The following is a 13,810-nucleotide window of genomic DNA, read 5'->3' as shown; positions in this document are numbered from 1 at the left end:
CGGTCGCTGGCGCGCCGCGCGGGCCGGACGGCGGTCAGCAGCCGCCATGCGCCGGCGAGTCCGGGCCCGGTGACGAGGTCGGCGCGCCAGTCGGTGAGGCCGCGGCCGCGCAGCACGCTCACGCCGACGTCGGCGGCGTCGAGCGCCTCGTCCCGGCCGCTGGAGATCGCCAGCACGACGTGGCCGTCGCGCTGCAGCGACCGCACGGACTCGGCCAGCCCGCCGACGTCCACGGGGGAGTCGTCGCCCCAGGCGACCAGCTCCTGGATGCTGGCGTGCTCGGTCAGGACGACCACGTCGGCGGCCTCGTGCGCCGCCGCCAGCAGCGCCTCCGCCAGGGGGTCGAGCGAGGAGCCGACCCGTACCCGGCCGCAGCGCCGGTCGCCCTCGTCGAGCAGGTCGAGGGTGACGCCCTGCGGGTCGGCGGGGGCGCCGTACGGGGCGTCCGGCGCCCGCGCCAGCCGCCACGCGCCAGCGTGGCCGTCCGCGGGCCAGGGGCCGGGGCCCGCGAGGTCGCCGGTGTCGCAGCCGGCCAGCACGGTGCCGGCGGCGCGCCAGACGTCCGCGTCGTCCATGTCGCCGGTGAGGGCGACGGCGGACAGCAGCCGCAGCTCGCCGTTGCACAGCACGCCCGAGTCGATGACGACGGCGCCGACCCGGTCGAGGCGGCGCAGCGCGACGGGGTCGAGGACGACCGTGCCGCGGACCGCCAGGTCGTGCGCCAGCACCGCGGCGAACGCCTCCCGGCCGTGCCGCGCCGCCTTCGGGACGGTCGCCAGCAGCAGGTCGGCGGCGGCCGACGGGTCGCGGGTGCCCGCGAGGACCCCGGCCCCGCCGAGCAGGTGCCCGAGCGCGGTCCGGTTCCCGGCCTTCTCGACCGGGCCGTCCGGCAGCGGGCACGGCCGCTCGGCGCGGGCGGCGCTGGTCTGCGGCTGCTCCCCGGGGACCGCGAGGTCCGGTTCGCGGCGCCGCCACGCGTCGCGGCGCGCCCCGATCTCGTACAGCTGGAAGGCGCGGTGCGCGGCGTCGGCGGCCAGCGGAGCGAGGCCCTGCCCGGCCCCCTGGACGACCGCGTTCGCGGTCCCGAGGAGGGCGTCGGCGCGGAGCCTGCCGAGCCGCCCCTCCAGCACGGACCGGATGTGCGGCAGCGCGTCCGCCACGGACACGGCCGCCCGCACGGGGCTCGGCATCGGCGGGAGGTTGAGCAGCCTTCCGGCCACGGCGCCGACCGCGCCGGCGCAGTCGGCGACGAGGGCGGACGTGGCGGCGGCCCAGGCCGCGTCGTCGTCGGGCGGCATCGCGTGGGCGCTGTGGTCGAACTTGTCCGCGTTGTGGGCTTCTTCGACGTCCTCGATGGCCGCGACGAGGTCGCCCGGGTCCACCGAGCCCTCCGCGTAGGTGACCATGACGCGGCCGGTGACCGCGTTGACCTCCGCCCAGTTCACGCCTTCGAGGCGGCGCAGCGACTCGGTCAGCGCCTGCACGTAGCGGCGGTGGTGCTCGCCGCTGCCCGCCAGCCCGTTGGCCTGGATGTGGGCCCGGCCGCCGTGCGCCCAGACGCGCCGCCTGCGTCCGCCGGACGCCAGGGACGCGAAGGCTCCAAGGGCGTGGGACGTGTGGCGCGCCCCTGTCCGGACGCCGGTGGCGGTGGCCTGCGCGCCCAGCTCCGCGCCTTTGGCGGCGAGGCTCGACGCCGCGTCCGCCGCGGCGGCCGGCACGCTCAGCACGGCCCTGGCCAGGGACGCTCCCGGAAACGCCACCGCCCGCCCCTCCCGCCCCGCGGAGATCGACCTGCCACCGACGATCGCCGGGTACCCGCGACCGCGGTGCGTAAACAGGCGGTGAACGCAGCGGAGCCGTCAGCCCGGGCCGGGCGCGGCGCCCGCGGGGGACGCCTGCCGGAGTGCCGCGTTCTCCACGCGGAGGCGTACGGCCAGCATCCCGAGATTCGCGACGGTGAAGACCGACGCCGTGAGCCACGCGGTGTGGACGAGCGGCAGCGCGACGCCCTCCGCGACCACGGCGACGTAGTTCGGATGGTGCAGGAAGCGGTACGGGCCGCGGTCGACGAGCGGCAGCCCCGGGACGGTGACGACCCGGGTGTTCCACCGCTCGCGCAGCGACGCGATGCACCACCAGCGCAGCGCTTGGGCGAGGACGGCGACGGTCAGCATCGGCCATCCGAGCGCCGGGACGAACGGCCGGCCCAGCAGCCAGACCTCCAGCGGCGCGCCCGCCAGCAGGACGAACTGGACGACGATGAACCCCGGGTAGTGCCGCCGCCCGTGCTCGACGCCGCCGCGCCGCCGCGCCCACGCCAGATGGCGCCGCGACAGGACCAGCTCGGCGACCCGCTCGGCGGCGACGAGCAGGATCAGCAGCGTGTAGGCGATCAGGAGGTCACCACCGCAGCAGCACCATCTCGGCGGAGAAGCCCGGGCCGAGGGCCATGAGCAGGCCGGGCGCGCCGGGCGGCCGCGGTCGCCGCGCGATCGTCTCCTCCAGCACGTTGAGCACCGACACCGACGACAGGTTCCCCGCCTTGCGGAGCGACTCCCACGTCAGGTCCAGCTCGCCGTGGTCGAGGCCGAACGCCTCGCCGATCGTCTCGATCACCTTGGGGCCGCCGGGGTGGCAGACCCACGAGGCGATCTCGCCGGGGGACAGGCCGTGCCGGTGGAGGAACGCGGCGGCGTCGTCCGCCAGGGTCGCCTTCACATGGTCGACGAGGTCGGCGGCCAGCACGATGCGGAAGCCGTGCTCGCCGACGTTCCAGCCCATCAGCCGGGCCGTGTCCGGGTAGAGGCGGCTGGCGGTCGCGACGACGCGCGGGCCCCGGCCCGGGCCGCCGGGGCGCCGCACCCGGACGCTCCGCCGGTCGCCCGCCGCGACCACGGCGGCGGCCCCGTCGCCGAACAGGCCGCTGCCCACCAGGTTCGCCATCGACGCGTCGTCGCGCTGGGCGGTCAGCGAGCACAGCTCGACGCAGACGAGCACCGCGATCTGCCCGGGCCAGGCGCGCAGGTAGTCGTGGACGCGCGACAGCCCGGCCGCGCCGGCGGCGCATCCGAGCCCGAACACCGGCAGCCGCCTGATGTCCTCGCGCAGCCCGGCCCGCTGCGCCAGCGCGGCGTCCAGCGACGGGGTGGCCACCCCGGTCGATGAGCAGAACACCAGGTGGTCGACCTCCCCGGGCTCGACGGCGGCGCCGTCCAGGGCCTCCCGGACGGCGCGTTCCGCCAGGTCCAGCGCGGTGGCGATGTAGGTGTCGTTGGCGGCGGTGAAGTCGGCGAGCCCGGCGTAGTCCTCGATCGGCAGCGCGAGGTTCCGGCCGCTCACCTGCGTCGCGGAGTGCAGCCGCTCGACGAGCCGCCGGTCGGTCCCCACCGACGCGGCGACGGCGTCGGTGATCTGCCGCTGGTCATAGCGATGTTCCGGAAGAGCGGTCCGTACCGCCAGCACGCGCATGAGACCTCCAGCCCTCAGGCTCCCCATGCCCGCCTCGACGCCCCTGATGCCGGTCCGGCGGCGGGACCGCTGCAGAGCCCCGGCGGACGGCTTCCGCCGGGTGATCGTCGCCGCGACAATGGGGGGCGTGCTGCGGCTGGCGATCGTCGACGACCATCCGGTGGCCCGGCGGGGCCTCGCGGCGATCCTCGCCGAGGACGCGGACATGGAGGTCGCCGCCTCGGTCGCGGAGCCCGGCGCGCTGCCCGACCCCGGCGGCTGCGACGTGGTGCTGTGCGACCTGTACCTGGACGGGGACCGCCCGTCGGTCGGAGCGGTGCGGGAGCTGAGCCTTGTCACGCGGGTGCTGGTGGTGTCGGCGGCGAGCCGCCCGGCGGACGTGCTGGCCTGCATGGCGGCGGGCGCGGCCGGCTACGCCACCAAGGACATGGAGGAGGACGCGCTGCGGGCGGCGGTCCGCGAGGTGGCGGCCGGCGGGTTCCACCTGTCGCCGCAGCTCGCCGCGATCGTCGGGGCGGCGGAGCGGAGCAGGCCGGGCAGCGGCGGCGGGACGGCGCTGACGGCCCGCGAGCGGGAGGCGCTCGACTGGATCGCGCGCGGCATGACGCACGCGCAGGCCGCGCGGCGGATGGGCGTCGCGCCGTCGACGGTCGACACGTACGTGAAGCGGATCCGGGCCAGGCTCCGGCTGGGCAACAAGGCGGAGCTGGCCTGGTTCGCGCGCAACCTCGCGGAAGGGGACGCCAGTGGACGCGGCGGCCCGCCCGGCTGACCCGCCGCCCGCGCGCCCCGGCGGCGCGGCGCTTCCCGGAGGAGCGGCGCTTCCGGGCGGCGCGGCGTTTCCGGGTGAGGCGGCGTTTCCGGGTGAGGCGGCGGCGCGGGTGGTGCGGATGGAGGCGTGGTCGCTGCTCGCCACCCGGGCGGCGGCGCTGCTCAACGTCGCGGTGGCGCTCGGCACCGGAGCGGGCGGCGGGCAGCTGTTCGGCCTGGCCGTCCTCCTGGCGTCCGCGATGCTCGCGGAGTCGGCGCTGCTGGCCGGGTGGGCGCTGCGGCGCGGCAGGCCCGGCCCGTGGGCGGGGTGGGCGGACCTCGCGGCGGGCTGCGCCGCGCTCGCGGCCGACGCGGCGCTGGTCGCCGGCGCCGACGTCCACACCTGGGGGTTCTTCGCCTACCCGTACACGCTCGTCGGGTCGTGCGCGCTCGGCCTGCTGTTCCCGCGCGGGCGGCAGGTCGCCGTGGGCGCGGCGACGCTGGCGCTGGTCTACGGGGCCGCCGACCACCTGTCCAGCGGGCAGCCGCTGTGGAACGCCGTGCCGAACGCCGCCAGCTACCTCGGCATCGCGCCCGTCGTCTGGGTCGTCGCGCGGTGGCTGCGGCGGATGGCCGCCGAGCTGGACGCCTCCCGCGCGGCGGCTCTGGAGCTGGCGCGCCGGCGGGCCGTCGAGGCGGAACGGGCGCGGCAGTCGCGGATGCTGCACGACCGCGTCCTGCAGACGCTGGAGACCCTCGGCCGCGGGACGTGGGTGGCCGACGCCTGGATGCGCGACCAGGTGCGGGCCGAGGCGGCCTGGCTGCGCTGGCTCGTGGAGCGGGGCGGCGCCGTGCCGGACGGCGACGTGCCCGACCTGGCGTCGGGCCTGCAGGCCCTCGCGCGCGACCGCGCCCGCGACGGGCTGCGGGTCGCGGTGCGGTTCCCGCCGCCTCCGCACGACGACCTGCCGGGCGTGCCGGACGCGGTGGTGGACGCGCTGCTCGGCGCCTGCCACGAGGCCCTGACCAACGTGATCAAGCACGCCGGGACGGACCGGGCCGTGCTGGGGGCCGCCGTGGAGGACGGCGCGGTCGTGGTGACCGTCGTCGACCAGGGCCGCGGGTTCGACCCCGCCGCCCGGCCGCGCCGGCTCGGGCTGTCGCGCTCGGTCGAGGGCCGCGTCGCGGACGTCGGCGGCACCGTCCGGGTGGACGCGGCGCCCGGCGCGGGCACCTGCGTGGAGTTGCGCGTCCCGCTGCCGGAGCCCGCCCGTGACCCTGCTGACCTGCGCTGACGCGCCTTGTCCCCGAAACTGGGGACAGCGCGGGCCTGGCCCGGTGATCGTCCCGGACCGTACAACGTGACCATGCGCGATATCGATCTCCAGGCGGGCGCGGGCGGCGGCGGGCGGGGCGGGACGCGGGGGCCCCGCCTGGCCCTGCTCGCCGGGGCCGCGGTGCTCGTGACGGGAGCGGCCGGGCTCGGCGCGGTCGCGATGGCGTCCTCCGGCGGCGACGGCGCGACCACGCGGACCCACGCGTTCGCGCTGCCCGCCGAGGGCGAGAAGGACCCGGTGCACGCCCGCGTGACGATGACCATCGGCAAGCCGGCGAAGCATCGCGAATGCGGCCGGCTGGGCACCGCGACCGTGTACCCGATCACGCTGACCGTCCGCAACGACGACCCGACCGGCTGGCAGTACGGCACGGACCGCCGGACGACGCCGGACCTCGCGCTCGGCCTGGGCCGCGCCGACGGGAAGCCGGACCCGGGCGCCCCGCCCACCGACCCGTTCATCGTGACCGACGCCAACTGCCGGTCGTTCGAGGACGTCGCGGACAAGGTCATGGAGATCCCGGCGCACCGGCAGGCGACCGTCCACCTGGAGTCGCAGGCGTCGGCGGCGCCGGCGCACGACCAGGTCGTGATGGCGGTGATGAGCGCCGACGACACGACCGGCGGCCTCGCCGAGACGACGGCCTCCTGGGCGGTGCGCCTGGACGGCGCCGAGTTCCCGCTCCCCGCCCGGTCCTGACCCCGCCGGACCCGGAGACCGACATATCCGCCGTGAATTGGGTAGACGTGGAGTAAGGGGAAGAACGACCTGATGGCTGGGTGTGTGACATGTTCGCCATAGAGGACATTCGGGAATGGCGGGGGTACGACGTGGTCGACCCCTCGGGGAGCAGGATCGGGGAACTGGAGGCGGTCTACGTCGACACCGCCACCGACCAGCCCTCCTTCGCCACCGTCAAGGTGGGGCTGCCGACCCGGCAGCGGCTGGTGTTCGCGCCGCTCGCCGGCGCCGCCGTGGGTCCGGACCACCTGCGGCTCGCCCATGACAAGAAGCAGGTGAAGGGCGCCCCCTCGATCGGCACCGACGGCGAGCTTCCCGCGACCGAGGAGCAGGCCGTCTTCGACTACTACGACATGCCGTACGGGGCGGCCCCGAACGAGCGCCGGCTGGGCCGCCGCTGACCGCGTGCGCCCCGGGGGGCCGCACGGGTCGGGGAGGGGAGCGCCATGGCCTTGTTCCTGTTCATTCTCATCGTCGCGATCGCGCTCGGGATCGTCGGCGTCGTCGTCAAGGGCCTGTTCTACCTGCTGATCATCGGTGTGGTCGTGTTCCTGGTCGATCTGGTGCTGAGCGGCGTCCGGATGGGCCGCCGGCGGGGGTCGCGCCCCGCCCGCTGAGGGTCCGCTGACGCCCCGGCGCGCCCCGCCCGCTGAGGGCCCGCTGACGCCCCGGCGCGGCGCGCCGGACAGGCGGGCCGTCAGGAACGCGTTAGGATCCGCCGCCCCGGCGTCAACATCGCGTAGAGGAACCCGCCGTTCCCCGTCCCCCGACCTAGCGTGGGCCTTGCCGGCGGGATTCCGGGCAGGCGCCCGGACGGACGCTCCGGAACCCCGCCGGAACAGCGAAGCCCGCAGGGGCGGGACGCGATCCGGGGAGGCACCCGATGGACCGGCTGGAATCCGCCGCCTGGCCGCTCGCCGGCGGCGTGCTCTGCGCGTTCGTGCTGGCCGTGGTCTGCAAGGACGCCGGCTGGCAGGTCGGGTTCGGGTTCGTCACGGCGGCGGTGATCGTCTGGTCCGCGCTGGCGCCCCTGACGGCCGGTGCCATCGCGGGCGCGGCGGGCTGGGCGTTCGTGACCGCCTTCGACGTCGGCAAGGCCGGCGAGTTGGCGGTCACCGGGACGGGCGACGCGGTGCGCGCGGCCGTGCTGGTCGGCGCCGGGATCGCGGCGGCCGCCGCCGGACGGCGGGCCGCCCGCATCGGCCGAGCGGCGCGGGAGGGCAGGGCCGCGCGCGACAGCCGGGTGGGCGTCACCGGCTCCGGCGTCCGGCTGCCTCGTCCGCGTCCCGCCGAGGCTCCCGATCGCGGCCGGACGGCCGGAACCGCTGCCACAGCCAGCGGCCCGCCTCCACGAGGATCGACACCCCGATCGCGATCCCGAGACCGAGCAGCAGGCCCTTGAACGGGTCGTTCTGGAACGCGGCGCCGCCCAGGTAGCCGATCATCGTGGAGTACGTGGCCCACAGGCCGGTGGCGAGCGCGTCGAACAGCGAGAACGAGTGCAGCGGGTAGTCGACGGCGCCCATCACGAGCGTCGCGGCCGTCCGCCCGCCGGGGATGTAGCGGGCGATGAGCAGGACGAGCCCGCCGCGCTTGTCGAGGAGCCGCCCGGCCTGGTCGTAGGCCTTGCGCCGGCGGCTGCCGGGCCGCAGCCAGACCTTCTCCAGCCAGTCGCCCGCGTAGCGGCCGATGAAATAGGAGACGTGGTCGCCGCAGAACGCGCCGGCCCACGCGGTCACGATCACCAGCGGCAGCAGGGGCCTCCCGTGGTGGGCGAAGACGCCCGCGGTCACCACCAGCGACTCGCTGGGGAAGATCGGGATGAACGCGTCGACCATCGACAGGCCGAACAGCGCCGCGTAGATCCACGGCGACGACATCAGGCCCCGCAGGTACTCCAGGATGGCGTCGCTCACGACCGGGAACCGTTCCCGGTGCCGCCGATCTGATGCACCCCGCCCCGGACCACCATGATCCGATCCTAGGAACCGCAGGTCAAAGCGCCGGTCAGGCGAGCCCGTGCCGGAGGGCGAAGATCAGGCGAGCCCGTGGCGGAGGGCGAAGATCACGGCGGCGGCGCGGTCGCGGAGCCCGAGCTTGGCGAACACGCTGCCGACATGGGTCTTGACGGTGCCCTCCGCGATCCGGAGCCGCCGCGCGATCTCCGGGTTGGTGGCGCCCTCGCCGATCAGCGCGAGGACCTCGCGCTCGCGCGGCGACAAGCCGTCCAGCGCGGCGGGCGGCGGCGTGCGGCCGAGCCGCGACCGGTAGACGGCGAGGACCTGCGGCGCGATCGCCGGGTCCAGCCAGCCCCGGCCCGCCGCGACCGCCCTCGTCGCCTGGATGATCTCCTCGCAGGGCGCGTCCTTCAGCACGAACCCGGCCGCGCCCGCGGCGAGCGCGGCGGCGACGACCTGCGGATCGTCGAACATGGTGAGCACCAGCACGGGCGGCGCGCCCGGCACCTCGCGCAGCCGCCGGGTGGCCTCGGCACCGTCCGTCCGCTTCATCCGGACGTCCATCAGCACGACGTCGACGCGCGCGCGGGCGAGCGCCCCCGCCACCTCGTCGCCGTCCGAGCACTCCCCGGCGACCTCCAGGCCGGGTTCGCCCTCGAAGATCCGGACGAGCCCGGCGCGGACGAGGGGCTGGTCGTCCACCAGCAGCAGCCGGGTCACCGGGCGCCGCCCGCCGGGATCGCGGCCTCGACCCGCCAGCCGGTGCCGTCCGGCCCGGCGTGCAGGGTGCCGCCCAGGGCGGTGACGCGCTCGCGCATCCCGACGAGCCCGAGCCCGCCGCCCGCCGGGCGTCCGGCACCGTGAAGGGAGCCGCGGTCGGCGACGGTGACGAGCGCGAGCGGGCCGTCCACGCCGACGGCGACGGTGGCGCGGGAGCCGGGCGCGTGCCGGGCCGCGTTCGACAGCGCCTCCTGCACGACCCGGTACAGCGCCAGCCCGACCGCCGGGTCGACGGACGCGAGGTCGCCGGACGTGCTGAGGTCCACCCGCAGCCCGCCCGCGCGCAGCTCCTCGACGAGCGCGCCGATGTCGTCGGCGGTGGGCGGCGCGGGCGCGATCGGCGGCGCCGCTGGCACGGGGTCGCGCAGCAGCACGAGGCCCTGGTGGACGTCCCGGACACCGCGCCGGCCGACCCGTTCGGCCTCCTCCAGCGCGGCGATGACGGCGGGCCCGTCGCCGCGCGCGCCGGCGCGCCGGGCCGCGCCGATGTTCAGCAGCATGACGCCGAGCCCGTGCCCGACCAGGTCGTGCACCTCGCGGGCGATCTTGCGGCGCTCCTCCGCGACGGCCTCCCGGTCGAGCCGCAGCCGCGCCTCGTACAGCGCGGCGTGCAGCCGGAACGCCAGCCCGAGCAGCAGGAAGCCGGCGCCCCAGACGAGCCAGGTGGGCCAGAGGGGCAGGCCGCCGGCGGCGAAATGCCGGACGGGCCCGACCGCCAGCGCGGCCGGGGCGGACCAGGCGAGATCGCGGGTCCGCGCGAGGATCGCCAGGTGCGCCCAGGCGGGGGCGGTCGCGACGGCGAGGGCACCGTCGGCGTAGGAGCCCTCGGCGAACGGGAACGGCCGGAACCCGCCGGGGCCACCGGCGGACGGCGCCGCGGCGAGCACCACCAGAACTACCAGGACCGCCCACGGCACGAGCGCGGGCGGGACCCGCCACGGGCGCGCCGCCTGCCAGCTCCACAACCCGATGTAGACGGCGACCAGGACCGTCCGGGCTCCCAGGGACGGCGACAGCGCGATCGCGAGAGCCGCCCACGCGACGCCCACGCAGCAGAAGAAGCGGAGTACGGGCCACGGAGGCGGGTTCCGGAGGAAGAACGCCCTGACCGGTCGCATGGCGCCGATCCTAAAGAGCGCGGCGCGGCCCGTCATCGGCCCGTGGTCGCAGTGCCGCCACGACCGCGGTCATAGCCGCATCGGCGACCGCGGGGCGATGCGGCGGCGGGCGCCGCGCGGCGACGCTGGCGCCATGAGGATGCGATCGCTTTCCCGGATGGCGCGGCTGTCGGCGGTTCCGCTCGGCGCGGCCCGCCGGCTCGCCTGGGCGGGCGGGCTGCGGGCCTTCGGCCGGCTGACCGACGAGTCCGCGCTCGGCCTGCACGAACGCACCGCCGACCAGCTCGTGGAGGTGCTCGGCGGGCTGCGCGGCGGGGTGCTGAAGTTCGGCCAGGTGCTGTCGGTGTACGAGGCGGTGATGCCGCCGAAGGTGTCGGCGGTGTACCGGGGCCGGCTCGCGGCGCTGCAGGAGGCCGTCCGGCCGGAGCCCGCCGAGACGGTGGAACGGGTGATGGGGGACGACGTCGGCCCGGACTGGCGCGACCTGTTCGCCGCGTTCGACACCGGCGTGGCCGCCGCCGCGTCGCTGGGCCAGGTGCACCGGGCGCGATGGGCCGCGGACGGCCGGGACGTCGCGGTGAAGATCCAGTACCCGGACGCCCGCGACGAGCTGCTCGGCGACCGCGACGCCGTGATCCTCGCGATGCGCATGTTCACCTCGCTCATGGCCCCGCAACTGGACGGCAAAGCCCTCGCGGCCGAGCTGATGGACCGGCTCGCCGAGGAGCTCGACTACGCGCGCGAGGCGGAGGCGCAGCGGGCCTTCCGCGCCGCTTACGCGGACGATCCCGACTTCCTGGTCCCGGACGTCCTGCTGCAGCGCGGCCGGGTGCTGGTGTCCGAATGGGTCGGCGGGACGCCCCTCGCCCGCGTCATCGAGGCCGGTGACCAGCACGAACGCGACCGCGCCGGGCTCCTGCTGACCCGGCTGATGCTCTCCGCGACCGCCCGCTGCGGGATGATGCACGGCGACCCGCACCCGGGGAACTTCCGGCTCCTCGACGGCGGGCGCCTCGGCGTCCTCGACTTCGGCGCCGTGTACCGGCACGAGCCCGGCACGCCGACGCCGCTGGAGCGGTGGACGGACGTCCACCTCGCCGCCCTCGACCCGGACGCCGGCATGGCCGACGCGCTGCGCCGCGCGGGCTTCCTGCGCCCGGACGTCCGGGCCGACGAGGCGCGGCTGCGGGAGCTGTTCCTGAGGTCCGGGGCGCCCGCGTTCACCGAGACGTTCCGGTTCGACGGCGCCTACCTGCGCGACGCGCTGGACGGCATCACCGCGTCGATGCCGGTCGGGCTCAGCGTGGCGTTCCCGCCCGGCGCCGTCCACGCGCAGCGCGCGCTCGGCGTCGGGATCGGCGTCCTCTGCCAGCTCGAAGCCGAGGTCCCGTTCCAGGCCGAGGCCCTGCACTGGCTCGCGGACGACCGACCCGGGCCGCCCGGCCCGGACCGGCGCGCCCTCACGCCTCCAGGCGCTTGATGATCCGGTCCTTGCCGCTCATCCAGTTCGCCTTCAGCGCCACCACGGCCCCGGGCACGTCGCCCGCGACCAGCCGCTCGGCGATCCGCTCGTGCTCCTGCGCGGACCGCTCGAGGACCTCGCGGTCGCCCACGACGACCCGCTCGTACCGGTGCATCGTCAGCTTCAGCGAGGTGATGAGATCCATGAGCCGCTCGTTCGGGCAGCCCGACAGCATCAGGTCGTGCCAGGCGTCGTCGTAGCGCTCTATCACCTCGTACTCCGCCTCCGGCACCGAGAACGCCCGCGCCTCCTCCAGTAAGCGCGGCGCCACGGACCGCAGATGGCCGGGATCGGTCAGCTCCAGCGCCAGCGACTCCAGCGCCGCGACGATCGTGGTCAGGTCGTGGAACTCGCCGGGGCTCATCGGCGCGAACCGGAACCCCTTGCCCCGCTCGCTGACGATGATCCCCTCGCGTTCCAGCCCGATCAGCGCCTCGCGCAGCGGGGTGCGGCTCACCCCGAGCTCCGCGGCGAGCGACATCTCGTTGATCGGCTGGTCGGGCGCGAACTCGCCGCGGCCGAGCCGCTCCAGGATCTCGTCCTTGATCTGCTCGCGCAGCGGGCGCCGTTCGATCGCCATGCTCGCGTCACCCTCTCCAGACGGCCGGCGGCCGCATCGTCGTCACGCCGTCCCGGCGCCGTCGACCGGGATCACCGCACCGCTCACGAACGCGGCCGCGTCGCTGGCCAGGAACGCCACCGTCCGCGCGATGTCGGCCGGCTGCCCGATCCGGCCGAGCGGCCGGTCGGCCGCGTCGGCGTAGAACGCCTCGGCCGGCTCCCCGAGCTGGCGGGCCTCCTCGGCGAGCATGCCGGTGGCCGTGTCCCCCGGACACACGCAGTTGACCCTGATCCCGCTCGCGCCGTGGTCGATCGCCATCGCCCGGGTCATGTTCACCACCGCGCCCTTGGACGCGCAGTACGACACCGCCCGCGCGCCGCCCTGGATGCCCCAGCCCGAGCCGGTGTTGATGATACTGCCGCCGCCCGCCGCCTCCAGCAGCGGAACGGCGTACCGGCTCATCAGCATCACCGACCGGACGTTGACCGCCATCACGAGGTCCCAGTCGTCCTCGGTGATCTCCGTGACGGTGGACCGGCGGATGATCCCGGCGTTGTTGAACAGGACGTCGAGGCCGCCGAACCGGTCCCTCGCGGTGGCGACGGCGCGGGCGCAGTCGTCCGCGCGGGACACGTCCGCGCGGACGAACGCGGCGCGCCCGCCCGCCTTCCCGATGCCCGCCGCGACCTCGGCGCCCGCCTCGTCGACGTCGGCGACGACGACGGCGGCGCCGAGCTCCGCCATCAGCTCGGCGGTCGCCCGCCCGATGCCGGACGCGGCGCCGGTCACGACCGCGCGCTTGCCCTCCAGAGTGATCAACCGCTCGTCCTTCCGTGGATGGTCCGTGGGATTCGTGCGTTCAGTGGACGGGGTACATGGCGACGCGGCCGCGTCCCGTCAGCACGGGCACGTGCCCGCGCAGCTCATCGTCGAGGTCCTCGTCGCCGGTGTCGACGAGCAGCGGGCGGCCGCCGAGCCCCGCGAGCTTCGCCTCCGTCGCGACGACGGCCAGCCGGCCGCGCCCGACGGCGCGCACGACCCCGGGGGAGATCTGCTGGTTGCCGCGGCCGAGCAGGAACCCCTGCCCGCCGATCGGCGTCACCGCCAGCCACGCGGGCGCCGACCCGGCCAGCTTCTCCAGCGGCCCGGACGCGACGTCCAGCGCGACGGGCCGCCGGTCGCGCAGCACGTTGACGCCCATGACGGGGACGTCGGCGCCGAGCGCGGCGGCGACCGCCCGCATGGTGCCGCCCGGCCCGAGGACGAGCAGCCCGGACGGCCCGGCCCGGTCCGCCAGCTCGGCGGCGATCCCGGCGACCGACGACGGGGACGTGATCGAGCTACCCATCTTCCGCTGCTGCACGCGGACGGGGACGTCCGGCACCATCAGGTGGCCGTAGAGGCGGGCCGAGACGCGGCCGTCGCGCACGGCGTCCTCGTCCAGGTCCATGACCTCGGCGGGGCGCGTCCCGGCCGCCCCGGCGGCGAACAGCGCGGCGACCTCTCCGGCGGCGCGCGGATGGACGGCGAACACGGCCGAGTGCATCTTCACCCCGGTCGGGACGCCGAGCACC

At 76.3% G+C, this 13,810-nt stretch carries 15 protein-coding genes; 6 read left to right on the top strand and 9 right to left on the bottom strand.

Features of this window, described 5'->3' with window-relative positions:
- From F9B16_RS42880 to F9B16_RS42870, 3 genes are all read right to left on the bottom strand, one after another.
- On the bottom strand, nucleotides 1-1,760 hold a 1,760-nt coding region (locus F9B16_RS42880), incomplete at its 3' end, for a heavy-metal-associated domain-containing protein (protein WP_192809264.1).
- A 99-nt stretch (nucleotides 1,761-1,859) separates the two neighbouring features.
- The gene (locus F9B16_RS53175) at nucleotides 1,860-2,174 is read right to left on the bottom strand and encodes an isoprenylcysteine carboxylmethyltransferase family protein (RefSeq protein ID WP_225992445.1); all 315 of its coding nucleotides are present in this window, start codon (nucleotides 2,172-2,174) and stop codon (nucleotides 1,860-1,862) included.
- A gap of 226 nt (nucleotides 2,175-2,400) precedes the next feature.
- The gene (locus F9B16_RS42870) at nucleotides 2,401-3,495 is read right to left on the bottom strand and encodes a type III polyketide synthase (protein ID WP_151546003.1); all 1,095 of its coding nucleotides are present in this window, start codon (nucleotides 3,493-3,495) and stop codon (nucleotides 2,401-2,403) included.
- Between F9B16_RS42870 and F9B16_RS42865 the strand changes: the two genes are divergently transcribed.
- The 5 genes from F9B16_RS42865 (at nucleotide 3,494) to F9B16_RS51695 (ending at nucleotide 6,913) form a co-directional block, all read left to right on the top strand.
- Nucleotides 3,494-4,240 (top strand): LuxR C-terminal-related transcriptional regulator, encoded by a 747-nt coding sequence (locus F9B16_RS42865; RefSeq protein ID WP_192809263.1) that lies wholly within the window; start codon nucleotides 3,494-3,496, stop codon nucleotides 4,238-4,240. The genes F9B16_RS42870 and F9B16_RS42865 overlap by 2 nt on opposite strands.
- A gap of 118 nt (nucleotides 4,241-4,358) precedes the next feature.
- Nucleotides 4,359-5,513: a sensor histidine kinase gene (locus F9B16_RS42860; protein WP_151546001.1), complete on the top strand. Its 1,155-nt coding sequence runs from the start codon at nucleotides 4,359-4,361 to the stop codon at nucleotides 5,511-5,513.
- Nucleotides 5,514-5,585: 72 nt separating this feature from the next.
- Entirely contained in the window at nucleotides 5,586-6,254 is a 669-nt protein-coding gene (locus F9B16_RS42855) for a hypothetical protein (protein ID WP_151546000.1), read from the top strand.
- A gap of 89 nt (nucleotides 6,255-6,343) precedes the next feature.
- A complete protein-coding gene (locus F9B16_RS42850; protein WP_151545999.1) occupies nucleotides 6,344-6,697 on the top strand; it encodes a PRC-barrel domain-containing protein in 354 nt (117 codons plus the stop codon).
- Between the two features lie 45 nt (nucleotides 6,698-6,742).
- Nucleotides 6,743-6,913: a hypothetical protein gene (locus tag F9B16_RS51695; RefSeq protein WP_192809262.1), complete on the top strand. Its 171-nt coding sequence runs from the start codon at nucleotides 6,743-6,745 to the stop codon at nucleotides 6,911-6,913.
- A 633-nt stretch (nucleotides 6,914-7,546) separates the two neighbouring features.
- Here the strand turns inward: F9B16_RS51695 and F9B16_RS42845 are convergent.
- The 3 genes from F9B16_RS42845 to F9B16_RS42835 all read right to left on the bottom strand — a co-directional run bounded on the left by F9B16_RS42845 (nucleotide 7,547) and on the right by F9B16_RS42835 (nucleotide 10,152).
- Nucleotides 7,547-8,212 (bottom strand): DedA family protein, encoded by a 666-nt coding sequence (locus F9B16_RS42845; protein WP_151545998.1) that lies wholly within the window; start codon nucleotides 8,210-8,212, stop codon nucleotides 7,547-7,549.
- Nucleotides 8,213-8,332: 120 nt separating this feature from the next.
- A complete protein-coding gene (locus F9B16_RS42840) occupies nucleotides 8,333-8,974 on the bottom strand; it encodes a response regulator transcription factor (RefSeq protein WP_151545997.1) in 642 nt (213 codons plus the stop codon).
- Complete coding sequence (locus F9B16_RS42835; protein WP_192809261.1) at nucleotides 8,971-10,152, bottom strand: sensor histidine kinase; 1,182 nt, start codon at nucleotides 10,150-10,152, stop codon at nucleotides 8,971-8,973. The genes F9B16_RS42840 and F9B16_RS42835 overlap by 4 nt, the downstream gene beginning before the upstream one ends.
- A 133-nt stretch (nucleotides 10,153-10,285) precedes the next feature.
- Between F9B16_RS42835 and F9B16_RS42830 the strand changes: the two genes are divergently transcribed.
- The gene (locus F9B16_RS42830; RefSeq protein WP_264159854.1) at nucleotides 10,286-11,632 is read left to right on the top strand and encodes an ABC1 kinase family protein; all 1,347 of its coding nucleotides are present in this window, start codon (nucleotides 10,286-10,288) and stop codon (nucleotides 11,630-11,632) included.
- Here F9B16_RS42830 and F9B16_RS42825 read toward each other — a convergent pair.
- From F9B16_RS42825 to F9B16_RS42815, 3 genes are all read right to left on the bottom strand, one after another.
- Complete coding sequence (locus tag F9B16_RS42825) at nucleotides 11,613-12,254, bottom strand: GntR family transcriptional regulator (protein ID WP_151545995.1); 642 nt, start codon at nucleotides 12,252-12,254, stop codon at nucleotides 11,613-11,615. The genes F9B16_RS42830 and F9B16_RS42825 overlap by 20 nt on opposite strands.
- 42 nt (nucleotides 12,255-12,296) lie before the next feature.
- Entirely contained in the window at nucleotides 12,297-13,055 is a 759-nt protein-coding gene (locus F9B16_RS42820) for an SDR family NAD(P)-dependent oxidoreductase (RefSeq protein ID WP_151545994.1), read from the bottom strand.
- A gap of 40 nt (nucleotides 13,056-13,095) precedes the next feature.
- The coding region (locus F9B16_RS42815; protein ID WP_192809260.1) for an ATP-NAD kinase family protein at nucleotides 13,096-13,810 on the bottom strand (715 nt) is incomplete at its 5' end.

Source organism: Actinomadura montaniterrae (genome assembly GCF_008923365.1).
Classification (GTDB): Bacteria; Actinomycetota; Actinomycetes; order Streptosporangiales; family Streptosporangiaceae; genus Spirillospora; species Spirillospora montaniterrae.
The sequence above is the reverse complement of the archived record's forward strand: the minus strand, read 5'-3'. Positions and strand labels throughout refer to the sequence as shown.